Here is a 21,964-nt window from a genome sequence, read left to right on the forward strand (position 1 = left end):
CCTCAGCCGCGCCATCTGAGCCTCGCTCAGCCAATACAGATCGCTCATCATGCCCCCTTTGGTTCGGGGACGATGAATCACGCAGACCGCGCAGCCTCAACCCGTTTAATGGGTCCTGAGCCTAGGGCTCTATGCCCGCCAAATCAGCTGGGAAGCAGACGCGGGGTATGCAGATACGGTAAATGCCCGCTCACCGCCCGCCTTAATCCAGATTGCCGTGGTGGTTGCAGATACAAGCGCGCGCCGAACGTCGGGAGGATCCCGCTCAGCCAATGCATGCCGGCCCGAAGTGTCTCGTGCCATTTCACATGAAGACCGCGAAGCTGTCGCGATGAGCAATGGGCTTCCATGCTCGCTTTGAAAGGACTAAAATGCAGAGGTGGAGAGGCACTACGGGAGCCGGTGCGTGTTGAAACCTGACGGCGAAATCCTTTGTGCGCAAAGGATGGTCTAGCCCTTTCAAATCACAATGGTCGGGGCGAAGCATTGCGCGTGCGCCTACAGGGTCATGACGCTCGGACCAATGGCGCTCCCAATGTCGACCATGCCAAACAGCGCCTTCATCGAAGGGCACGTCAGGATGGCGGCATCGTCGTAGGTCTGCCGGCGGCCACGCTTGCCTGTCGGCACGGCATCCCGGTTCATCTCGGGGTCGGACCGGATCGTCAGCGAGGTCGCGAAACGACCCGCTTGAGCGCGTTCGCCAGTGTGCTCGAACCGATGGCGTATCAATGGCTCACCATAAGCCGGCCAGTTCCAGGTCCTGCAGGTCGGGGGGGGAAGTCTGCTCGTGCATCCCAGCTAAAACGCTGGATTCACGAGATGAATCCCTCACGGATCTGGGGATTGGGGACGGCGCACCCTCTCGATCGGGCAGGTTTCGCCCCCATTGGTGCTCCGGCGCGGCGCGGAGTCGACCGTCTTCGTCATTGGCCCGGGCGCATCAGCCCTCTCCGGTCACTCCGCCGTCCACCCGCCGTCGATCAGCAGGGAGGTGCCCGTGACCATGGCCGAGGCCGCTCCGGCGAGGAAGACCACCGCGCCCATGATATCCTCGACCTCGCCGACGCGGCCCAGCTTGATCTTGTCGGTGATCCACTTGACGCGCTCGGGGTTCTCGAAGGTCTGCTCTGTCAGTGGCGTGCGGACGAAGGTGGGGCAGATCGAATTGATCCGGATGCCGCTGGCGCCCCATTCGATGGCCATGGATTTCACCATGCCTTCGAGCCCGTGCTTGGTGGCGCAATAGACCGCCCGGTCGATCCCGCCCACATGGGCCATCTGCGACGAGATATGGATGATCGAGCCGCCCCGCCCCGCCGCCTGCATCGCACGGGCGGCCTCGACCGAGAGGAAATAGGCGCCGCGCAGGTTGACCCCCATCACCGCGTCATAATCCGCCGGCGCGGTGTCGAGCGCCGGCGTGTGCCGGGCGATCCCGGCCGCGTTGACCACCGCGTCGAACGGCCCTTCGGCGCATAGTGCCCGGACCGCGTCGATATCGGCCACGTCGAGCGGGTGCGCCTCGGCGCTCAGCCCTGACGCCCTGATCGCGGCCACCGCGTCGTTCAGCCGGTCGGCGCCCCGCGCGGCACAGACCACATGGGCCCCGACCTCGGCCAGCGCCACCGCGGCGCCCAGCCCGATACCGGAGGAGGCGCCCGTGACAAGGGCGCGTCGTCCGTCGAGCCGGAACGACGGGGTGTGCGGGATGTCCATCAGCCAATCTCCATCTTCAGGGGCGGGGTGGGCGTCACTCCGCCGCCTCTCCGTAGGGCACGTTGCGCCGGCCGTAGCGCCGGACGCGGATGTTGCATTGTTCGGCATGGCCGACGAAACCCTCGAGCATGCAGAGCCGCGAGCCGTATTCGCCGACCATGGCCGCGGCCTCGTCGGTCGTCACCTTCTGGTAGCTGTGCGTCTTGAGGAACTTGCCGACCCAGAGCCCGCCGGTATAGCGCCCGGCCTTTTTCGTCGGCAGCGTATGATTCGTGCCGATCACCTTGTCGCCATTGGCGACGTTGGTCCGGGGCCCGAGGAAAAGCGCCCCGTAGGATTGCATGTGCTCGAGGAACCAGTCGTCACGGTCAGTCATCACCTGCACGTGCTCGTAGGCCATGTCGTTGGCCACCTTCAGCATCTCGTCATAGGTGTCGCAGACGATCACGTCGCCGTAGTCGCGCCAGCTGACCCGCGCCGTCTCTGCCGTCGGCAGGATCGTCAGCAGACGGTCGCATTCGGCCATGGTCTCCTCGGCCAGCTTGCGGGAATTGGTGATCAGGCAGGCCGGCGAGTTGTAGCCGTGTTCCGCCTGCCCCAGCAGGTCGGTCGCGCAAAGCTCGGCGTCCACGGTGTCGTCGGCGATGACCATGGTCTCGGTCGGGCCCGCGAACAGGTCGATGCCGACGCGGCCGAACAGCTGCCGCTTGGCTTCTGCGACAAAGGCATTCCCCGGCCCGACCAGCATGTGCACCGGCTCGATCGTCTCGGTGCCGATGGCCATGGCGCCCACCGCCTGGATGCCGCCCAGCACGTAGATTTCATGTGCGCCGCCCATGTGCATCGCCGCCACGATGGCGGGATGCGGCGCACCGTTCACCGGCGGGGCCGAGGCGACGATGCGCGGCACACCCGCCACGTTCGCCGTCAGGACGGACATATGCGCCGAGGCCACCATCGGGAACTTGCCGCCCGGGACGTAGCAGCCGACCGACTGCACGGGGATATTCTTGTGGCCAAGGACCACGCCGGGCAACGTCTCGACCTCGATGTCGGTCATCGAGGCCCGCTGCGCCTCGGCGAACCGGCGGATCTGGGTCTGGGCGAACTTGATGTCCTCCATCTCGCGGGTCGAGACCTTCTGCATCGCCGCCTCGATTTCGGACGGGCTCAGGCGAAACCGCTCGGGGGCGTAGCCGTCGAACTTCTGCGACAGGTCGCGCACGGCGGCGTCGCCGCGGGTCTCGATGTCGTGCAGCGTGGCTTCCACCACGGCGCGCACCTTGGCGTCGTCCTCGGCCTTTTCCGCGTCGGGTTTGCTTGTCTTGAGGCGCTCGATCGCCATGTCTGTCTTCCTTCCTCATGGAGACGGGGGATTATCCGTCAGCCGGGTCTCAAACGTATTGCCGACATTGCGCCGCCCCGACGGGGCGCCGCGCCGGCCGGGTCACAGGAATATCTCGGCCAGAAACCGCAGGCTGACCAGCAACAGGAAAATGCCGAAGAGCCGCCCCAGCAGTTTCTGCGGCATGACATGCGCGAGGGCCACGCCGGCCCGCGTGGTCAGCAGGGCAGTCGGCAGGGTCAGCACCAGCGCCAGAACCGAGACGAAGCCGACCGCATCGGGCGGCAGGCCCGCCTGCCCCCACCCGGCGAGGATATAGCCCACGGTCCCCGGGATCGCGATGATCACGCCGACCGCGGCAGAGGTCGACACCGCCTCGCGCACGTCCTTGCCGTTCAGCGTCAGGATCAGGTTGGAGATCGCGCCGCCCCCGATGCCCATCAGCGCGGACAACAGCCCGACGACCGCACCATATGCGCTTGTCCCCGCGCGGCCGGGCATGGTGTCGCCCAGCTTCCAGCCCGCGGTCCCGAACAGCAGCTTGACCGCGTTGGTCCCCGCGACAAGCACGAAGACGGCCTGGAAGATCACCGGCGAGGCATAGCGCGCGATGACACTGCCCAGCGCGACGCCAAGCAGCACCGGCAGGATCCATGCCTTCACGATACCCATGTCCACCGTGCCCTTGCGGGCGTGGGTCCGCGCCGAGAGGATCGAGGTCGGGATGATCATCGCCAGCGAGGTGCCCACGGCCAGCGGCATCGCCACGTCGTCGGTCACCCCCATCGCGCGGAACGTCTCGAAGAAGACCGGCACGCTGATCGCGCCGCCGCCGACCCCGAAGATGCCGGCGAGCACACCGATACAGCCCCCCGCGATCAGCAGCGCGATCACGATCTGAAGGGTGATACCGTCCGTGAGGGTCGCGATCAGCTCCATTTGTCCTGCCCTTCTGCCATGTCGCCCGACGCCCGTGGTACGCCACCCGCTCGCGGGCTGCAAAGGCCCGTCGCAGCCCCCCGCGCCGTGGGGCCTGCGCCGTCCCGCCTCACTTTATCGCTTGCGGATTGATCGGAGAGCCGGCCGCGCCCGGAATGTGCAGCGGCGGCGCGGTGAAGAAGAACTCATAGACCCCGTCCGCGGCGCAATCCTCTCCGAGGTCCTTGAGGTAGAAGATCTCTCCCATGGAGATGCCGATGGCGGGGATCACCACCCAGTGCCAGGGCTGGTTCGCCTCGGCAGTCTCGTTCGGGCGGACCTCGCAGCCCCAAGTGTCGGCGCAGATCGCGGCGATGTCGTGGGCCTTGATCCAGCGCGCGGTCTCGAACGAGAGGCCCGGCGCGTCGCCGCCCGCGTAGCCGGTCCAGTCGCCGCTGGCCAGGCAGCGTTCCTGGTGCCCGGTGCGGACGATGACGAAATCGCCCTTGCGGATCTCCACGCCCTGGGCGGCGGCGCAACCGTCAAGGTCGTCGTTTGTGATCGGGTAGCCGTCGTCGAGGCTGTCGACGCCCTTCCACCGCGCGATGTCCAGCAGGACGCCGCGCCCGACCATCTTGTCCCGCACATGCTCGATGCCCAGCCGGGCGGCGCCGCCGACGGTCACGTCGGTGGCCGGATAGCCGTTGTACATCTTGTCATCGAGGAAGATGTGGCAGAGCGCGTCCCACTGCGTCGAGCCCTGGCAGGGCAGGTTGATCGCGTCGTCGGCGTAGCGCAGGTAGGCCTTGCCGTCGCCGTCCTGCTTGCCCAAGGCCGCATCGGTCCCGGTCGCCAGCATCTGGTGGATCATGTTCCACCGGCCGCCGAACAGCCCCGACTGGATCTTTTCCTTGAGGTCGAGGCCCAGCGCGAAGGTCTTGCCCTTGCGGATCAGCTTGCCCGCCGAGACGATATCCTCGGGCGAGACGTTGTTCAGCGTGCCGATCTGGTCATCTGGCCCCCAACGGCCCCAGTTCGACAGCTCTTTCGCGGTGTCGTAGATATCCTGACGTGTGAGCCCGGCCATGCGTGTCCCTCCCTCTGATCCACCCCGGCGAGCAGGTCTAGCGCCCCCCGCCGGTCCCGGATGTTATCGGTCGATAACATAGCGAGTGCCCGGCAGGGAGCAAGGGGCATGTCGGCCCACAGCCCCCGCACAGCCGCCGGTCCGCTTCCGGCACGGCTTGCGGCGGCCGGTCAGGGCTGCTTCATTGGCTGCGTCCGTGCGGGTCGAAAACCCGCGCACCTTGGCCCGGAATGGCTTGACGGACAATATCCCTGGCTCGACAGCGACAGCAGGAGACGACATCCATGCCCCCGCCCGACGACACCGGACCCGGCCCGACCGGGCCCGCCCCACGGCGCCGCCGCCTGCCGTCGGCGGAGCGGCGTCAGGAATTCATCGCCAAGGCCATCGATTTCTTTGCCGAAGAGGGGTTCGAAAGCTCGACGCGCGGCCTGGCGAAACGGCTGGGCGTCACCCAGCCCCTGCTCTACCGCTACTTTCCGTCCAAGGAAGACCTGATTTCCGAGGTCTACGACGTGGTCTACGTCAATCGCTGGCGACCCGAGTGGGCCGATATCATCGCGGACCGCGAGCGCCCCCTGCGCGATCGGCTGAACCACTTCTACCAGGTTTACACCGAGGTGATCTTCAACCGGCAATGGATGCGCATCTACCTGTTTTCGGGCCTCAAGGGTGCGGACATCAACCGCCGCTACATGCTTTTGGTGCGCCAACGCATCCTCGAACCGGTCGTCGCCGAGGCCCGCGCCGAATTCGGCGCCCCGCCGCGCCCTGCGACCGATCAGGAGGTGGAGTTCGCCTGGACGATACATGGCGGAATTTTCTACTACGGCGTCCGCGACCTCGTCTACGAAAGCACGTTGTCCACCGACAAGGCGACCGTGATCGAGGACGCCGTCGACGCGCTTCTCTCTGTTTTCCAAAGCAGATTTTCCCCGAACTGAAGCCTCGCCCGGCGCTTGCCCCCGCCGCGGCATATCGGGATTTTCCTCTGTTGCACCTAATTTATAATTCGATAACTTAGCAGGTGGAGAGATCTCCGCGCCCTGGTTCGTATGGCCCCGTCGCGGTGCGCGAGGTGTCCCGACAGGGAGGAGACCAGAGATGAAAGCCCCGGATTTCGACTATTGCCGGCCCGGGACGCTTGCCGAGGCGCTGTCGCTTCTGGCCGGCGCCGACGGCGAAGCGCAGCCGCTGGCGGGCGGTCAAAGCCTGATGCCGATGATGAACTTCCGCGTCGCGGCCCCGGAAATCCTGGTCGATCTGGCCGGTATCCCCGAGCTGCGCGGCATTGCCCGGCAGGGTGACATGCTGCGAATCGGCGCAATGACCACCTACCGCGAGCTTCAGGACGACCCCGCGCTGCAGGCAGTCCCGCTGATCGCGATGGCGCTGCCTCACATCGCCCACGACGCGGTGCGCAACCGCGGCACCATCGGCGGCAGCCTTGCGCTGGCCGATGCGGCCGCCGAGATGCCCGCCCTGATGATGACCCTCAACGCGGTGATCGAGCTGGCCGGGCCGGACGGCCCGCGCGAGGTGCCCGCGACCGAATTCTTCCTGGGCTATTACGAGACCGCCTGCGAACCCGATGAGCTGCTTGTCGCCGTGCGCGTGCCGGTGGCGCAGCCGGGCGAAGTCTTTGGCTTTCACGAGCTGGTCCAGCGGCACGGCGATTATGCCATGGCCGGCGTCGCGATCCGCGCCACGGGCGTTGCGCCGATCGCCGGGCTTGCTGTCGGCTTCTTCGGCGTCTCGGACCGGGCCCTGCGGGTGCCCGCGTTCGAAGAGGCGCTGACCGGCACGGACGGATCCGAGGCCGCCATCGCCGCCGCCCTTCCCAAGCTCGACGCCATCGAGTTCGAGGGAGACACCAAGATTTCCGCCGAAACCCGCCGACACTACGCCGGCGTGGCCCTGAAACGAGCCCTGAAGGAGATGCTGGCATGACCCGCGACGCCCGAATCACCCTGACGGTCAATGGCGAGGAGATCTCTGCCGTCGTTGCCGTGCGCACCAACCTGGTCGATTTCCTGCGCCACGACGTTGGCCTGACCGGCAGCCATGTGGGCTGCGAACACGGCGTCTGCGGCGCCTGCACGCTGGAGCTGAACGGCAAGGCGGTTCGTGGCTGTCTGACCCTTGCAGTGCAGGCCGACGGCGGCACCGTCACCACTGTCGAAGGTCTGGCCGACAGCGGCCGGTCGGATGCCCTGCGCGCCGCCTTCACCCGGCGCAACGCGCTGCAATGCGGGTTCTGCACGCCGGGAATGCTGGCCTCGGCCCTCAGCTATATCGAGCGCGGAGGCTCCGACGACCGGCAGGCGATCCGCGACCACATATCGGGAAACTACTGCCGCTGCACGGGCTACCAATCGGTGGTCGATGCGATCAGCGACGTGATCCGCGAAGGAGACGGCGCATGACCGGCCCCGCCACGATATTCGACCGCCCCAACACCTACATCGGCAAGCCAGAGCCGCGCGCCGATGCCGCCCGCCTGTTGCAGGGCCGGGGGCGCTATGTAGACGATTTGAACCTGCCGCGCATGGTCCATGCGGCCTTCGTCCGTTCACCCCATGCCCATGCCCGGATTCGCGCCATCGACGTGACCGAGGCACGCGCTGCGCCGGGCGTTCTCGCCGTCTATACCGGGGCCGACATCGCGGCCGAGGTCACGCCCTATGTGGGCACCCTCACCCACATGGCGGGGCTGCGGTCCGCGCCGCAATACCCGCTCGCCGTGGATGTGGCCCGCTGGCAGGGCGAACCGCTGGTGATGGTCGTGGCCCGCAGCCGTGCGCAGGCCGAGGATGCGTGCGACCTGATCGACGCGGACCTCGAAGAGCTGGAGGCGGTCTGCGACCAGGAAACCGCGCTCTCGCCCGACAGCCCGCTGATCCACGAGGAGTTCGGGTCGAACCTCGCCTGGGAACGGCTGGTGGAGGCGGGCGATGTCGACACGGCCTTCGCGGCCCCCGGCGTCACGGTCGTGGAGCGCACCTTCCGCTTCGGCCGCCACACCGGGGTCACGCTGGAATCGCGCGGCACCGTCTGTGACTACGACCCGTCCGAAAACCAGCTGACCATGTATTATTCCGGCCAGGCGCCGCACATGATGCAGGTGATCCTGTCAAAGCACCTGGGCCTGCCGGAAGAGGACGTCCGGGTGATCTCGAACGACGTGGGCGGGTCCTTCGGGATCAAGATCCACACCTACGGCGACGAGATCGCGGCCGCGGTCGCCGCCCGGATGCTGCGCCGCCCGGTCAAGTTCATCGCCGACCGGATGGAGAGCTTCATGACCGACATCCACGCCCGCGACCACGTCGTGACGGCGCGGATCGGCGTGACGGCGGAGGGCAATATCGTCGGCATCGACATGGACGACCTGACCGGGATCGGCCCGTTCTCGATGTATCCGCGGACCTCGGCGATCGAATGCAACCAGGTGCTGAACCTGACCGGCGCCCCCTACGCGCTGCAGAACTACCGCGCCCGGGGCCGGGTCGTTTTCCAGAACAAGATGCTGATGTGCCAGTATCGCGCGGTGGGCCACCCGATCGCCATGGCGGTCGCCGACGGTCTGCTCGAAGAGGCAGGCCGCGCCATCGGCATGGATCCCGTCGCCCTGCGCAAGAAGAATCTGATGGCCGATGACAGCTATCCGCGGCAATCGGCCTCGGGCATGAAGCTGGACGACCTGTCGCACCAGAAGGCGATCACCAAGCTGACCGAGATCATGGATTACGACGCCTTGCGCACCGACCAGGCCGAGGCGCGCAAGCGCGGTGTCTATCGCGGCATCGGCCTTGTCTCGATGGTCGAGGTCACCAACCCCTCGCCCATGTTCTATGGCATCGGCGGCGCCCCTATCGCGAGCCAGGACGGGGCCACCGCGCGGCTCGACGCCGGCGGGGCGCTGCATGTGGCCTCGTCGATCACCGAGCAGGGCCAGGGGACGAACGCGATCCTCGCGCAGATCGCCGCGGGCGTGTTCGGCGTCCCCATCGACCGCGTGCGGGTCACGACCGGCGACACCAGGAACGTGCCCTATGGCGGCGGCACCTGGGCGTCGCGCGGCGCGGGCATCGGCGGCGAGGCGATGCTGCAGGCGGCCCATGCGCTCCGCGACCAGGTGCTGGAGGTGGCGGGCACCCTGTTGCAGACCACGCCCGAGGCGCTGGACATCCGCGATGGCAACGTGGTGGACGCCGGCACCGGGGCAGAGCGCATGACGCTCGCCGATCTCGCGCGGACCGTCTATTACCGCGGCAACGAGCTGCCGTCGGACACCAAGCCCGAGCTGATCGCGACGCGGCATTACCGGGTCACCGATTTCCCGTTCGTCTTCACCAACGGTGCCATGGCCGCCCATGTAGAGGTCGATATCGAGACCGGCTTCGTCAAGGTCCTCCATTTCTGGGCGGTCGAGGATTGCGGCCGGGTCATCAACCCGATGCTGGTGGACGAACAGGTGCGCGGCGGCGTGGTGCAGGGCATCGGCGGGGCGCTCTACGAGGAATGCCTCTACAGCCCCGAGGGCCAGCTGCTGAACACGACCATGGCCGATTACATCGTGCCCATGGCCGCCGAGATGCCCGACATCACCGTCGCCCACATAGAGACGCCGTCCAAGACCTCGGTCCTGGGCGCCAAGGGCGCGGGCGAGGCCGGAACGGGCGGCGCCCCTGCCGCGATCCTGAACGCGGTCAACGATGCGCTCTCGCCGCTCGGCGCCTCCCTGTGGCAGATGCCGATGACGCCGCAGAGGGTGTTGACAGCGCTGTCCGAAGGCTGATGTCGCCTGCCGCTGCCGCAGCAGGGCTGTCGCCATCGCGTCAGGGCACGCGGTGGCGGGTCTGGCGTGCAGGCCCGAGAGCCCGACCTATCGGCATTTCTGATACAAAGGGGCAGATTTCATCATTTTCCCGATGACCCCTCGCAACTTATGTTCCCGGCAGAATTGATAGGATACTCGCAATGAAACTTGGCTTTTTCACGATGCCGATCCACCCGGTCGACAAGGATTGGCGCAAGTCGCTGGCAGAGGACCGCGCGGCCTTCCTGCTGGCGGACGAGCTCGGCTTTACCGAAGGTTATGTCGGCGAGCACGTGACCGATGCCGCCGAGAACATCACCCATTGCATCACCTTCATCGCCTGGATCGCCGCGGCGACCAAGCAGATCAGGCTGGGCACGGGCACCGTCAACATCCCCAACACCCATCCGGCAGCCGCGGCGGCTCAGGTCGCGATGCTGGATCACATGCTGGACGGGCGCTTCATCTTCGGTATCTCTCCGGGCGGGCTCGCGACCGATGCCGAGGTCTTCGGCAGCCTCAATGCGGACCGGCCGGGCATGTTCCTCGAAGGGATCAACACGATCCTCAAGATCTGGGAGAGCGAGGCGCCCTACAACATCAAGGGCGACTTCTGGAACATCACGACCGAGACCCAGATGATGCCGGAAATCGGCCAGGGCGTCATGCCCAAGCCGCTGCAGCGCCCGCATCCGCCGATCGTGGTTACCGCTGTCGCACCCTTCTCCAAGGGCGTGGTCGAGGCTGCGGCGCGGGGCTGGGACCCGATCTCGGCCAACTTCCTGCTGAAGAAATGGGTGGCGAGCCACTGGCCGAAATACGTCGAGGGCTGCGAGCGGGCGGGCCGTCCGGCAGACCCCGCGAACTGGCGCGTGGCCCGGTCGGTCTTCGTCGCCGACGACATGGCGACGGCGCGCGAATATGCGCTGGGTCCGCAAAGCCCTTACCGGTTCTACTACAGCCAGCTGCTGACCAAGATGAAGAAGCACGGCCGCGCGAACCTCTTCAAGCATGACCAGTCCATGTCGGACGACGAGGTCACCCTCGAGAACGTGATGGACGAATGCATCATCTGGGGCACCCCCGACAAGGTGGCCGACGAGGTGCTCGCCCTGCGCGACGAAATCGGCGACTTCGGCACGCTGCTCTATGCCGGCAAGGACTGGGCCGATGTGGAACTGGGTCGCAAGTCGATGATCCTGCTCGCGGAAAAGGCGCTGCCGAAGATCAACGACGCGATCGGCAGCACCGGCCTGGCCGCGCAATGACCGAAACGGTCGCAGTCGATCGGGGGGGGTTCACCCTCAACGCGGTGGTCAGCGGCCAGGGGCCGGGGGCGCCGGTTGTGGTTCTGTCCAATTCGCTCGGGGCCACCACGGGCATGTGGGCGCCGCAACGGGCCTGGCTGGAGGCGACGCACCGCGTGATCGGCTACGACACCCGCGGTCACGGCGCTTCGGGCACGCCGCCCGGCCCCTATTCCTTCGAGGACCTCGTGGCCGATGCGCTGGCCGTCATGGACCGGTGCGAGGTGGAGCGGGCGACCTTCCTCGGCCTGTCGCTGGGGGGCATGACCGCGCTGGGTCTTGGCCTCAGCGCACCCGAGCGCCTGACCGGGCTGGTCAGCTGCGCGGCCCGCGCCGACGCGCCACCGCCCTTCGTGCAAAGCTGGGACGACCGGATCGCGGCCATCGCAAGCGGCGGGCTGGAGGCGATCTGGCCCGGCACGCTGGACCGCTGGCTGACCGAGCCCTATCGCGCCGCCCATCCCGACATTGTCGCGGCGCTGGAGGCGGATTTCCTGCGGACCACGCCCGAGGGCTACGGCGGCTGCGCCGCGGCGCTCCAGTCGCTCGATTACCTGCGGCGCTTGGGAAATCTGACCATGCCCGTGCTCTATGTCGCGGGGGCAGAGGACATGGGCGCACCGCCTGCTGCGATGGAGGCGATGGCCGCGGCCACCCCCGGCGCGGACTACATCTGCATTCCCGACGCCGCCCATATCGTCAACCTGAACGGGGGCGCAGCCTTTGACGCGGCCCTTGCCCAATTCCTGAAGGACTGACCCCATGCGCCTTACCGACCGCGTCCCCTACCAGGCCATCGTCGACCGGCCGAAACTGCAGCTGCCCGACGGCAAGCGGATTGCGGTATGGGTCATCCTGAACGTCGAGGAATGGCAGATCGAGCGGCCCATGCCGCGCACCGTTCTGCCCCCGCCGATGGGCGTTCCTCTGTTGCCCGACGTTCCGAACTGGTCCTGGCACGAATACGGGATGCGCAGCGGCTTCTGGCGTCAGCACAAGGCGCTGACCGACCGCAACATCCCGGTCACGATGGCGATCAACGGGAACGTCTGCACCTCTTATCCGCGTATCGCCGAGGCTGGCCGCGATGCCGGATGGGAGTTCATGGGCCACGGCTTTGTCCAGGGCCCGATGCACAAGCTCGAGGATCAGCGCAAGGCGATCGCCGACGCGGTGCGCACGATCTCGGACTTCACCGGCAAGCCCGTCCGGTCCTGGGAAAGCCCCGGCCTGACCGAGACCGACGAGACGCTCGACCTGCTGCGCGAGGCCGGCATCGAATACGTCGCCGACTGGGTGATCGACGACCTGCCGCAGGCGATCGAAACCCCGCATGGCCAGATCACCACCGTTCCCTACACGGTGGAAACGAACGACATCACCGTCTATCCGCTTCAGGCGCACCGGTCGGACGAGTTCCTGGCCCGCGGACGCGATCAGTTCGATCGGCTCTATGAGGAGGGGGCAGAGAATGCCCGGGTGATGGCGATCTCGATCCACCCCTATGTGACGGGCGTGCCGCACCGGATCAAGTATCTCGAAGCGCTTCTGGACTACGTCAGCCAGCACGATGGCGCCGTCTGGATGACGGCCTCGGACATCGGCGACTGGTATACGGCCGAGATGGTCAGGATCGGCGCGGAAAACCCGATCTAGCCTTCAGGTGACGGCCACGGCGGTCGTGCGCATGATCTCGTCCAGGCGGGGATTGCCGCGGCCGTCGGTATTCGCGATGCTGTCGTCGAAGATATACCCGCCCAGCTCCCGGGCGCGGGCATAGGCCTTGTGCGAGGCCGGAACCCGCTCGTCCGAATAGGCCGCGAGCCCCGCGATGACATCGCCGCCATGGGCCGTCAGCTGCCGCGTCAGGGCGAGCCCGTCGCAAACAGCCTTCGTCACGCCCATGCCGACATGGGGCCGCGCGACGCAGGCCGCATCCCCGACAAGGGCCACCCGCCCGGCGGCCATCACCGGGCTCGCATGGTCGTAGATCGGGGTGAAGAACGGGCGCTCGCTCTGTTCCAGGATCTGGACGAAGGGCAGGGGCAGCATCTCGCGGGCCTCTTCCTCGACGGCCCGGCGCACGATCTCGTCGCGCACCAGCGGCGGCGGGATAGAGACGGCGTGCCTGCGGCCCGTGGCGTCGACCAGCATGTCGCCCAGCTGTCGCGCTGGCACCGGGGAATACCACACGAAATTGTAGCGCCGCTGCCCCGGGCGCAGGTCGTTGCCCGGCCCCGCAATGGGATAGCCGATGATCTGCGTGCCCGCCGGGGCGTAGAACCCGAACGCCGGAAACACCGCCTCGCGCACCGCCATCGGCAGATCCGCCTCGTGAGCCAATGCCCGCCACACGACGTAGCCGGAATAACTTGGCAGCACTTCGGGCAGCATCCTGCCGCGCACCGCCGACCGGAACCCGTCCGCGCCGATCAGCAGATCGGCGGTCTCGTCCCGCCCGTCCGCCAGATGGGCGGTGACCGAGGATCCGTTGTCCGTGTAGCCGGTGACGGAGCCCCCGAGGTGGTGCCGCGCATCGGGCACCAGCGCCCGCAGGATCTGGTGAACCCGGTCCCAGGAGGTCACGACCTGCGCGAATGGCAGCCGGGCGATGGCGGCGCCGGTCTTGTCGAAGGCCACGCGCTCGGTCACCCGTACGCCAAGGTCGTCGACCTGGGCGCCGATCTCCGTCAGGGCCGCGACCAGTTCGGGATGCGTGACGATCCCGGCCCCGCGCCCGGCCAGCTCGACCCCGGACCGCTCAAATACATCCACCCGCCACCCGGCCCGCCGCAGCGCAACGGCCGCGCACAGCCCGGCAATGGACCCGCCGGAGATGATCACCCGCCCCACCATTCGACCACCCCTTCGCGAAAACACTTGGAGCCCCTTATTTATCGGGTTATAAATAAAACGCAACAACGGAGGAGCGTGACATGGCGAGGGACATGGCCACACCCGACCTGACCGGCCCGCACTGGAACGACGCGTTGCGCCGCGAGCTCGCCGCGGCGCGGACCAACGGTCGGGTGGGATCGAGGATCGTGAGCGAGACCGACCGCGTCCGCATCTGGCTGCTGGACCTTGCCCCCGGGGACCGGCTGCCGTTCCACACCCATGTGAACGACTACTTCTGGACCGCCACGAGCGACGGCCGCGCCCGGTCGCGCTATGCAGATGGCCGGGTGGTGGAGGTCGATTACACCGCCGGCGACACGCGCCACCACAGCTATGGCGCAGGCGAGAGCATGACCCATGACCTGGAGAATACCGGCGACACGATCCTCAGCTTCGTCACGGTCGAGTTCCTCGGCGGCCCGAACCCGTCGCTGCTGTGACCGGGGCAAGGGTCAGTCGCGGAACATCTCATGCGGGCTCAGCTGCGTCGGCGGCAGCACGGGACCGGTCCCGTCGGGCAGCTCGAACGCGTTGATCGTCATGGAAATCAGCGTGTAGTAGCCGCAGATCGCGACCAGATCGACCACAGCCTGCTCGCCCAGAAGATCTTCGGCAGCGGCATAGGTCGCATCCGACACGCGCTTGTCCCGGTGCAGTTCCACCGCCAGATCCAGAACCGCCGCGAGCGCTCCCGTCAGCTCGGGGCGGGCTCCGACAGCGATGGCGTCGACGACCTCGGCGGGCAACCCGGCCGCAAGGGCTATGGGCGCGTGCTGTGCCCATTCGAAGCCCGACGACCAATAGCGCGCGGTCACCAGGATCGCGAGTTCCGAAAGATCCGGCGGCAGCACACTGTCATAGCGGGCATACTGGCCCAGCGCCTGAGCCAGCTCGGCCATCTGCGGGCTGATGAGCCACAGGCGCAGGGGGCCCACCACGTCACCGCGCGGACCGCTCTTGATCGCTGCGGCCACCCGCGCCTGGTCTGGGGAGAGCGCGTCGAAATCCGGGCCCGTCGGCCGGGGGCGGCGGGCCGGGTCGGATGTCATTCCGCCACGGTGGCCATCTTGCCCCGGTAGAACACCAGCGGGTCGCCGTCACCCTCGATGAAATGCTCGATATGGCCCACGACGATCACATGGTCGCCGCCGTCGTAGAGGTTCCACTTGGTGCATTCGAAATGGCACAGCGCCCCCGCGATCACCGGCAGGCCGTTGCGACCGGGAAACCAGTCCAACCCCTCGAACTTGTCCTCGAGCGGCTTGGCGAATTGCCAGGCAGCGGCGCTTTGGCCGTGGCCGAGGATGTTCACGTTGAACCCCGCGCCGCTCTCGATCCACTTGCGGCTCGCCTGGGTCTTGCCGAGCGAGAACAGGCACAGCGGCGGGTCGAGGCTGAGCGACGAAAACGAGCTGACGGTCACCCCCGTGGGACGGTCCTGATCGTCGGTCAGCGACACCACCGTTATCCCGCTGGCAAAGCGGCCGAAGGCGTTGCGCAGGGCACGAGGGTCGAAGGGAACGTTGTCCAACACGGTGATTGCCTCCTAGGCGAAATAATCTGTTGGCAGAGAGGTAGTGCAGAAGCTACATCAGTAGAAATGATAGCTTCTCATAAAGAGCATCCTGAAATCCGATAGGAGGCCGGCATGCCGATCCCCAAGATCTCGATCAATGGCCTACGCGCCTTTATCGCCGTGTACGAAGAACAATCGTTTTCCAAGGCCGCGGTCCGTGAAAACGCCACACAATCGGGCATGTCCACCCAGGTCAAGAACCTGGAGCTGAAGCTGGACGCCCCGCTGCTTGTGCGCGAACGTCACGAATACTCGCTGACCCCCGCGGGCCAGCTCGTCTACCGCGAAGGCTGCGCCATCCTCAAGGCGCTGCTGGCCACCGAGACCGCCGTGGCCGAGATCAAGGACGATGTCGCGGGCCTCGTACGTTTCGGCCTGATCCCGTCGCTGACCCGCTCGGTGCTCACCCCCGCGCTGGGCAGTTTCAAGGCCGAGTTCGCCAAGGTCGAGCTGTCGCTGCTGGAGGAATACAGCGGCTCTCTGATGCGCCGGGTGCTGGACGGAGAGCTGGATTTCGCCTTTGTTCCCTCCGGCGACATCCCGGCCGGGCTGACCGCCAGCTTCGTCGCCCGCGATCGGGAATTCCTCGTGGGCAGCCTCGCAGCGCGGCCCGAGTATCCACACCTCGCCCCCGCGCCGCTGCGGGCGCTTTCGGGGGCGCGGCTGATCGTGCCCAGCCGGCTGAACGTCCGGCGCAAGGGGATCGACAGCCTGCTCAAGGCGCACGGCATCCACGTGGCCGAGCTGATGGAGATGGACGGCATGCTGGGCACCCTGGAAATGGTGGCCCACACCGACTGGCAGGCCATCCTTCCCTCGGCAATCTGCCACCCGGACAAGGACGGCCAGGTCCGCAAGCTGAACCTTCTTTGCGATCCGCCGATGAGCTTCGACTACGTGATCGTCCAGAAATCCGAACGCCCCCTGCCCCAGGCCGCCCGGCTGCTGGCCGATCACCTGGCGACCTACACCAACCGTATCCTGGGCGATTGGGAGGACCTTGCGGCGCCGGCTATCTGATCCGGCGAAAGACCGCATAGGAAATGATGATCGCGCGCACCCGTTTTCTTCTCCGGGTGCAGGCCGGTTGGCGTTATCCTCCGGCCAGACAATGAAAAAGGGGAGAGCGCCATGACAATCGGCGTCATCGGTCTTGGCAACATGGGCCACGCGATCGCAGAGCGGCTGGCCGAGGGGGACGACCCGCTTGCGCTGTGGAACAGGACGGCGGGCAAGGGCGCGGACATCGCCAACGGCACCGAGATGCCGACCCCCGCCGCCGCGGCGGCCGAAAGCGACGTCTTGCTCTCGGTCCTGGCCAATGACGCGGCGATCGAGGCCGCGTATTTCGGCCCGGACGGCCTGTGTTCCGCCCCGCTGGACGGCACGGTCGTGGTCGAAATGTGCACGACCTCACCCGAGACCACCCAAAGGCTCGCCGCGGCGGTCGAGGCCAAGGGCGGGCTGTTCCTCGAATGCCCCGTGGGCGGCACCATCGGCCCCGCGCGGGCCGGCACGCTTCTGGGTCTCGCGGGCGGCAGCCCCGAGGCGTTCGAGGCAGCCCGGCCGGTTCTGGAGCGGATGACCCGCCGGCTCGAACACCTCGGGCCGGTGGGCACGGGCGCGGCCATGAAGCTCGCCATCAACCTGCCGCTGATGGTCTATTGGGGCGCCGTCGGCGAGGCGCTGGGCATCGCCCTCGGGCAGGGCATCCCCACCGATCTCGCCGTTTCGATCCTTGTCGACAGCTCCGGCGCCATCGGGGCCGCGAAGAACCGCGTGCCTCCGGTCGCGGCGATGCGCACCACGGGCGATCCGGGCTCTGTGTCGCTGTCGCTGGCGAACGGGATCAAGGACATGGGCCTGATGGAGGCGCTCGCCGCGCGGCACGGCATCTCGTCGGAGGTCCTCAGCGCCGCCCGCGTGAAAGCCATGAAGGCGGCCGAGGGCGGCTGGACGGAATATGACACGTCGCTCTTCGGCGTGTTCGGACTGAAGGACAGCGCATGACCCTTTCCGTAGCCCTCGTTGGATATGGCTGGTGGGGCCAGCACATCGCCCGCCGCCTGAAGGATCACCCCGGATTCGACCTGCTGATGGTCGTGGAACCCGCGACCGAGGCCCACGGCGCAATGATCGAGGCCGGCCTGCGGCCGGTGCCGTCGTTCACCGACGCGCTGGCCGACGGGGTGGAGGCGATCATCCTGACCTCGCCCAACGACCAGCACGACAGCCAGGTGGCGCAGGCGGTGGCGGCGGGCAAGCACGTCTTCTGCGAAAAGCCCCTGTCCCTCTCGGCGGAGGGGGCCCGCGCCAGCGTCGCCGCCTGCGAGGCCGCGGGGCTGGTGCTGGGCGTCGGCCATGAACGCCGGTTCGAGCCCGCGATCCTCGCGCTGCGCAAGCTGCTGGACGAGGGCGCCCTCGGCACGATCATGCATTCGGAGCTGTCGTTCAGCCATGACAAGCTGATCCACCTGCCCGCCGGGTCCTGGCGCACGTCCAAGGCGATGGCCCCCGCCGCCGGCATGACGCAGATGGGCATTCACCTGACCGACCTGCTGATCTCTTTCTTCGGCCGGGTCGAGAGCGTCGCCGCCGTCACCGCCGACCGCTCTCTCGGCTGGGAAACCGGGGACGTGGTCAGCGTGCAATTGCAGTTCGAAGCGGGGATGACGGCCACACTTCAGGCGATCCTGCACACGCCGAACTTCATCCGCACCCATGTCTTCGGCAGCAAGATGTGGGTCGAGATCCGCAACGCCACCCACCCCGACACCCCCGGCGGCAAGGTCACGATGGAACGCTACCGGTCGATCGACGACACCGAAACGGAGGTGTTCGAGTGGACCGACAGCGTGACGGCCAATCTCGAGGCCTTCGCCGATGCGATCTCGGGCCGGGCGCCCTATCCCTATTCCGCGTTCGAGCTAGTCCACAACATCGAGGTGCTCGATGCCATCGTCCGCTCTGCCGAAGAGGGGATCGTCGTCCGGCCCTGACGCGCCGGAGGACTAGACGGCCTTGCCGCTGCGGTAGACCTCGAACACCGCGGCGGCGTCGTATTGCTCGGGCAGGTCGGCCATGGCGACCTGGTAGATATGGCTCACCGCATCCAGAAGCGGCGCCTGCAGGCCCAGCCGGGCGATATCGGCGCCGATCAGGCTGAGGTCCTTTTCGAACATCTTCAGGCTGGCCGTGGGCGGATCGTAGGCGCCCGAGATCATCAGCGGCATCCGCAGGTCCAGCATCTTGGACTGGCCCGCCCCGTTGCTGAGCAGCCCGTAGACCATGTCCCGGTCCAGCCCGAGCGCGTCGGCATAGTTCAGCACCTCGGCGGCGACGGTGTTGTGCAGGGCGACCGCGTGATTGGCCACGAATTTCAGCTTCATACCCGCGCCGAAGGGGCCCGCGTCGATCACCGCCTTGGTGAAATGTGCGATCAGGGGCTTGGCCTGCGCCACCGCCTCGGGCGGGCCGGCGGCCATCATCACCAGGTCGGCGACGGCTGCCTGTGCGCCGGTGCCGCTGACCGGGCAATCGAGCAGGATCACCCCGGCCGCCTCCAGCCGCGCCTGCGCCGCATTCTTGTCGGCCAGCGCGAAGGTCCCGGTCTCGAGCACGATCTGGCCGGGCTTCAACAGCTCGGCCAGGGTTTCCGTGACCTCGGCCAGCACGGTCGGCGAGATCAGCGCCAGGATCACAAGCTCGCAGTCGCGCAGCCAGTCCCCCGGGACCTCTTCGGCCCGCGCACCGGCCTCCTCCAGCCGCGCACGGGCCGCGGGCGCGGGGTCGACGCCGATGACCTCGACCCCCGCCTTCATGAGGTTGCGCCCGTAGGCGCTCCCCATGATCCCAAGACCGATGATGCCGACGGTCATCGCCTTACAGCCCCAGCAGGGCCGCGGCGCTGAGGCCGGCGACCTTTGCCTTTTCCTCGTCGGTCAGGTCACTGCTGACCACGTGCTCGACCGGGTCGTAATCGGCCATGTCGTAGGGATAGTCCGACCCCAGCACGATCTTGTCGGCCCCGAAGGTCTTGACCAGGTATTCCAGTTGGTGGTCGCTGAAGACCACGCTGTCGAAATAAACCTTGCGCAGGTAATGCGAGGGCGGCTTGGGCAGGCCGGCGTGGCTGTCCTTGCGCGCGCCCCAGGCGTGGTCGATCCGGCCGGAATAGGCCGGCAGCCAGCCGCCGCCGTGCACCGCGAGGATCTTGAGGTCCGGGCACCGCTCCAGCGTGCCGGAGAAGATGAAATGGTGCAGCGCCAGCGAGGTCTCGGTCGGGTTCCCGAAGACGTTGGAGAAGTAGTAATCGTGCAGGCGGTCGCCGTGGGTGAAGCCGTTGGGATGGATCATCACCAGCGCACCAAGCTCCTCGGCCTTCTTCCACACCGGCTCGAACCGGGGGGAGGCGAGCTCTTCGCCGTCGATATTGGTCAGGACCTCGACGCCCTTCATGCCGAGCTCGCCCATGCAGCGCTCCAGCTCGGTGATCGCGGCATCGGGATCGGTCATCGGCAGGGTGCCCAGCGCGGCGAACCGGTCGGGACGCTTGCCGACCCATTCGGCCAGCCCGTCGTTCACGATCTGGCTGCCCTTGATGCAATGCTCGACCGGCGACTGATACCAGCACTGGAACGGCGGCGGGGCGACGATCTGCATGTCGATGCCCTGCGTGTCCAGAACCTTCACGCGGTCCTCGATATCGGTCATCGCGACTTGGCGGTCGGCGTCCTGCTGCATGTTGATGGCTTTGGTCTCGGCATTGGCATGCTTCACCATCGCGATCTTCGCGACATCCATGTGCGGGCCCATGTATTCGAACCCCGCGGGGATCATGACGTGGGCATGGATGTCGACCGTCTTGCTGTCGAGCCGCCGGGTTTCGGACGGAGCAGGACGGGCGGCGGTCGGGCCGTAACGGTTGATCGCATCACCGAGGTCCGGCGTGTCGATGGTGGCGTGGGTCATTGAAAGGATCCTGTTCTCGGAGCACTGTCTGAAGGGACCGTCGGGCCCGTTGCGGGGCCCGACGGAAGATCGTTACGTCACGAATGCGACGGCTTACTGGTTCTCGGCGAGCCAGGCTTCGGCTTCGGCCTCAACCTCGGCACGGTCGAAGTCGTTGGCCGCTTCGATGTAGATGTCGTTCAGGAACGTCTCGGCCGGGATTGTCTCCTCGATCGCGCCGGAGGCCAGAAGCTGCGGCTGCAACGCATTCCAGACGCTGGGCTGAAGGTCGCCGGAACGATCGGTTGTCGACACGTTCATCATGATCGACATTTCGAGGAAGAGCTGGCCAGCTTCCTCGTTCTCCCACTCTTCGGGAACGCCCTGGCGCAACATCTCGGCCACGGCTTCAGGGTTCACCGCGGAGACATACATCCCCTTGGACCATGCCCGCAAGAAGCCTTCCATCGCGTCGCGCTTCTCTTCCAGCGTCTCGGAATTGGCCGAGAATGTGTTCGCCGGGCTGGTCAGCAGCTCTTCGGGGGTGATCAGGTTCACCTCGATGCCGTTGACGATCAGCGAGATCCAGTCGGGCGCCGCGCCGGAGATCGCCGACACGGTGCCGTCGCGCATGGCAGCCGCAAGCGTCGGGCCGCTTTCGCCCAGAACCACGGTCTGCACGTCGTCGATGGTCAGACCGGCGGTGTTGAGCGCGGCCTGAAGGAAGGCGCGGTCACGGTCGGACACAAGCCCGACGACGGTGCCTTCAAGATCGGCCATCGAGGTCACGTCGGACCCGGCAGGCACGCCGATCCCCTCGGGGGCGTTCTGCATCACCTCGTAGACGGTGTTGATCGGCGCCCCGGCGTTCAGCGCATTGACGGTCTCGACCGGGTCGAGCATCGCAAGATCGGCCTGGCCGTTCTGAAGGAACGCCACGTAGGGGATCGAGGTGTCGGACGGCAGCAGGTTGACCGTGACACCTTCTGCTTCGAAGTAGCCAAGCGCCTCACCGACGACGAGCGGATAGAAGTTCGTCGACCGCGGCAGAGGGTTGATCATGTTGACCGTGGCCATATGCGCTTCGGCAAAGGCACCGGCGGGCAGTGATGTCACAGCGACGGCTGTGGACACGAGTAGTGCTTTGAGTTTCGTCATGGTCTTGTTCTCCCTGGAAGTCAGTCTTCCGTTGCGCCGCCCATTTGCGCCTCCCAGGAGATATGCCCAAAAGTTGGTGACGGCCATCATCAGGCGGCAGCGTGAAGTTGCTTGATACCGTCTTTGAAGACAATCCCTTGGATGACCTCGGGCAGACGGTTGGGCCCGGAGATCTTCCGCCACT

Annotated in this window: 22 protein-coding genes; 11 read left to right on the forward strand and 11 right to left on the reverse strand. The window is 66.8% G+C overall.

Annotated features, from left to right (window positions below; genetic code table 11):
- Positions 1 to 498: 498 nt before the first annotated feature.
- The 5 genes from ROA7023_RS20880 to ROA7023_RS20900 all read right to left on the reverse strand — a co-directional run bounded on the left by ROA7023_RS20880 (position 499) and on the right by ROA7023_RS20900 (position 5,069).
- The gene (locus ROA7023_RS20880; RefSeq protein WP_085880935.1) at positions 499 to 732 is read right to left on the reverse strand and encodes a transposase; all 234 of its coding nucleotides are present in this window, start codon (positions 730 to 732) and stop codon (positions 499 to 501) included.
- 225 nt (positions 733 to 957) lie between these two features.
- A complete protein-coding gene (locus ROA7023_RS20885; protein WP_085880936.1) occupies positions 958 to 1,719 on the reverse strand; it encodes an SDR family NAD(P)-dependent oxidoreductase in 762 nt (253 codons plus the stop codon).
- A 34-nt stretch (positions 1,720 to 1,753) separates the two neighbouring features.
- Entirely contained in the window at positions 1,754 to 3,064 is a 1,311-nt protein-coding gene (gene hisD / locus ROA7023_RS20890; protein ID WP_085880937.1) for a histidinol dehydrogenase, read from the reverse strand.
- 102 nt (positions 3,065 to 3,166) lie between these two features.
- On the reverse strand, positions 3,167 to 4,003 hold the full coding sequence (locus ROA7023_RS20895; RefSeq protein WP_085880938.1) for a sulfite exporter TauE/SafE family protein: 837 nt from the start codon (positions 4,001 to 4,003) through the stop codon (positions 3,167 to 3,169).
- Between the two features lie 109 nt (positions 4,004 to 4,112).
- Entirely contained in the window at positions 4,113 to 5,069 is a 957-nt protein-coding gene (locus ROA7023_RS20900) for a cyclase family protein (protein WP_085880939.1), read from the reverse strand.
- Positions 5,070 to 5,353: 284 nt separating this feature from the next.
- On the opposite strand from ROA7023_RS20900, the gene ROA7023_RS20905 reads away from it, so the two are divergent.
- The 7 genes from ROA7023_RS20905 (at position 5,354) to ROA7023_RS20935 (ending at position 12,854) form a co-directional block, all read left to right on the forward strand.
- The gene (locus ROA7023_RS20905) at positions 5,354 to 6,013 is read left to right on the forward strand and encodes a TetR/AcrR family transcriptional regulator (RefSeq protein ID WP_085880940.1); all 660 of its coding nucleotides are present in this window, start codon (positions 5,354 to 5,356) and stop codon (positions 6,011 to 6,013) included.
- Positions 6,014 to 6,173: 160 nt separating this feature from the next.
- Positions 6,174 to 7,019, forward strand: coding sequence for an FAD binding domain-containing protein (locus ROA7023_RS20910; protein WP_085880941.1), 846 nt, complete (start codon positions 6,174 to 6,176; stop codon positions 7,017 to 7,019).
- Positions 7,016 to 7,495 (forward strand): (2Fe-2S)-binding protein, encoded by a 480-nt coding sequence (locus ROA7023_RS20915; RefSeq protein WP_085880942.1) that lies wholly within the window; start codon positions 7,016 to 7,018, stop codon positions 7,493 to 7,495. The genes ROA7023_RS20910 and ROA7023_RS20915 overlap by 4 nt, the downstream gene beginning before the upstream one ends.
- Positions 7,492 to 9,870 carry a xanthine dehydrogenase family protein molybdopterin-binding subunit gene (locus tag ROA7023_RS20920; protein ID WP_085880943.1) on the forward strand — a complete coding sequence of 793 codons (2,379 nt, stop codon included), beginning with the start codon at positions 7,492 to 7,494 and terminating at the stop codon, positions 9,868 to 9,870. The genes ROA7023_RS20915 and ROA7023_RS20920 overlap by 4 nt, the downstream gene beginning before the upstream one ends.
- Positions 9,871 to 10,052: 182 nt before the next feature.
- Positions 10,053 to 11,159, forward strand: a complete 1,107-nt coding sequence (locus tag ROA7023_RS20925) for an LLM class flavin-dependent oxidoreductase (RefSeq protein WP_085880944.1) — start codon at positions 10,053 to 10,055, stop codon at positions 11,157 to 11,159.
- Positions 11,156 to 11,956, forward strand: a complete 801-nt coding sequence (locus ROA7023_RS20930) for an alpha/beta fold hydrolase (RefSeq protein WP_085880945.1) — start codon at positions 11,156 to 11,158, stop codon at positions 11,954 to 11,956. The genes ROA7023_RS20925 and ROA7023_RS20930 overlap by 4 nt, the downstream gene beginning before the upstream one ends.
- A gap of 4 nt (positions 11,957 to 11,960) precedes the next feature.
- Positions 11,961 to 12,854: a polysaccharide deacetylase family protein gene (locus ROA7023_RS20935; protein ID WP_085880946.1), complete on the forward strand. Its 894-nt coding sequence runs from the start codon at positions 11,961 to 11,963 to the stop codon at positions 12,852 to 12,854.
- Between the two features lie 3 nt (positions 12,855 to 12,857).
- Here the strand turns inward: ROA7023_RS20935 and ROA7023_RS20940 are convergent, their stop codons facing one another.
- Entirely contained in the window at positions 12,858 to 14,054 is a 1,197-nt protein-coding gene (locus ROA7023_RS20940) for an FAD binding domain-containing protein (protein ID WP_085880947.1), read from the reverse strand.
- A gap of 92 nt (positions 14,055 to 14,146) precedes the next feature.
- On the opposite strand from ROA7023_RS20940, the gene ROA7023_RS20945 reads away from it, so the two are divergent.
- Entirely contained in the window at positions 14,147 to 14,536 is a 390-nt protein-coding gene (locus tag ROA7023_RS20945) for a cupin domain-containing protein (protein ID WP_234992379.1), read from the forward strand.
- A gap of 12 nt (positions 14,537 to 14,548) precedes the next feature.
- Here ROA7023_RS20945 and ROA7023_RS20950 read toward each other — a convergent pair whose 3' ends face one another.
- Positions 14,549 to 15,145 (reverse strand): carboxymuconolactone decarboxylase family protein, encoded by a 597-nt coding sequence (locus tag ROA7023_RS20950; RefSeq protein ID WP_085880949.1) that lies wholly within the window; start codon positions 15,143 to 15,145, stop codon positions 14,549 to 14,551.
- Positions 15,142 to 15,630 carry a flavin reductase family protein gene (locus tag ROA7023_RS20955; protein ID WP_159458624.1) on the reverse strand — a complete coding sequence of 163 codons (489 nt, stop codon included), beginning with the start codon at positions 15,628 to 15,630 and terminating at the stop codon, positions 15,142 to 15,144. Before ROA7023_RS20955 ends, ROA7023_RS20950 begins: the two co-directional genes overlap by 4 nt.
- Before the next feature lie 114 nt (positions 15,631 to 15,744).
- Between ROA7023_RS20955 and ROA7023_RS20960 the strand changes: the two genes are divergently transcribed.
- The 3 genes from ROA7023_RS20960 to ROA7023_RS20970 all read left to right on the forward strand — a co-directional run bounded on the left by ROA7023_RS20960 (position 15,745) and on the right by ROA7023_RS20970 (position 18,671).
- Entirely contained in the window at positions 15,745 to 16,692 is a 948-nt protein-coding gene (locus ROA7023_RS20960; protein ID WP_085880951.1) for a LysR family transcriptional regulator, read from the forward strand.
- Positions 16,693 to 16,803: 111 nt separating this feature from the next.
- Complete coding sequence (locus ROA7023_RS20965) at positions 16,804 to 17,682, forward strand: NAD(P)-dependent oxidoreductase (RefSeq protein ID WP_085880952.1); 879 nt, start codon at positions 16,804 to 16,806, stop codon at positions 17,680 to 17,682.
- Positions 17,679 to 18,671 carry a Gfo/Idh/MocA family protein gene (locus tag ROA7023_RS20970; protein ID WP_085880953.1) on the forward strand — a complete coding sequence of 331 codons (993 nt, stop codon included), beginning with the start codon at positions 17,679 to 17,681 and terminating at the stop codon, positions 18,669 to 18,671. The genes ROA7023_RS20965 and ROA7023_RS20970 overlap by 4 nt, the downstream gene beginning before the upstream one ends.
- A gap of 12 nt (positions 18,672 to 18,683) precedes the next feature.
- Here the strand turns inward: ROA7023_RS20970 and ROA7023_RS20975 are convergent, their stop codons facing one another.
- The 3 genes from ROA7023_RS20975 to ROA7023_RS20985 form a co-directional block, all read right to left on the reverse strand.
- Positions 18,684 to 19,550, reverse strand: a complete 867-nt coding sequence (locus ROA7023_RS20975) for an NAD(P)-dependent oxidoreductase (protein WP_085880954.1) — start codon at positions 19,548 to 19,550, stop codon at positions 18,684 to 18,686.
- A 4-nt stretch (positions 19,551 to 19,554) separates the two neighbouring features.
- A complete protein-coding gene (locus tag ROA7023_RS20980; protein ID WP_085880955.1) occupies positions 19,555 to 20,643 on the reverse strand; it encodes an amidohydrolase family protein in 1,089 nt (362 codons plus the stop codon).
- Positions 20,644 to 20,736: 93 nt separating this feature from the next.
- Positions 20,737 to 21,780: an ABC transporter substrate-binding protein gene (locus tag ROA7023_RS20985; protein ID WP_159458625.1), complete on the reverse strand. Its 1,044-nt coding sequence runs from the start codon at positions 21,778 to 21,780 to the stop codon at positions 20,737 to 20,739.
- Between the last annotated feature and the right edge of the window lie 184 nt (positions 21,781 to 21,964).

The sequence above is a fragment of the Roseisalinus antarcticus genome, assembly GCF_900172355.1.
Lineage (GTDB): Bacteria > Pseudomonadota > Alphaproteobacteria > Rhodobacterales > Rhodobacteraceae > Oceanicola > Oceanicola antarcticus_A.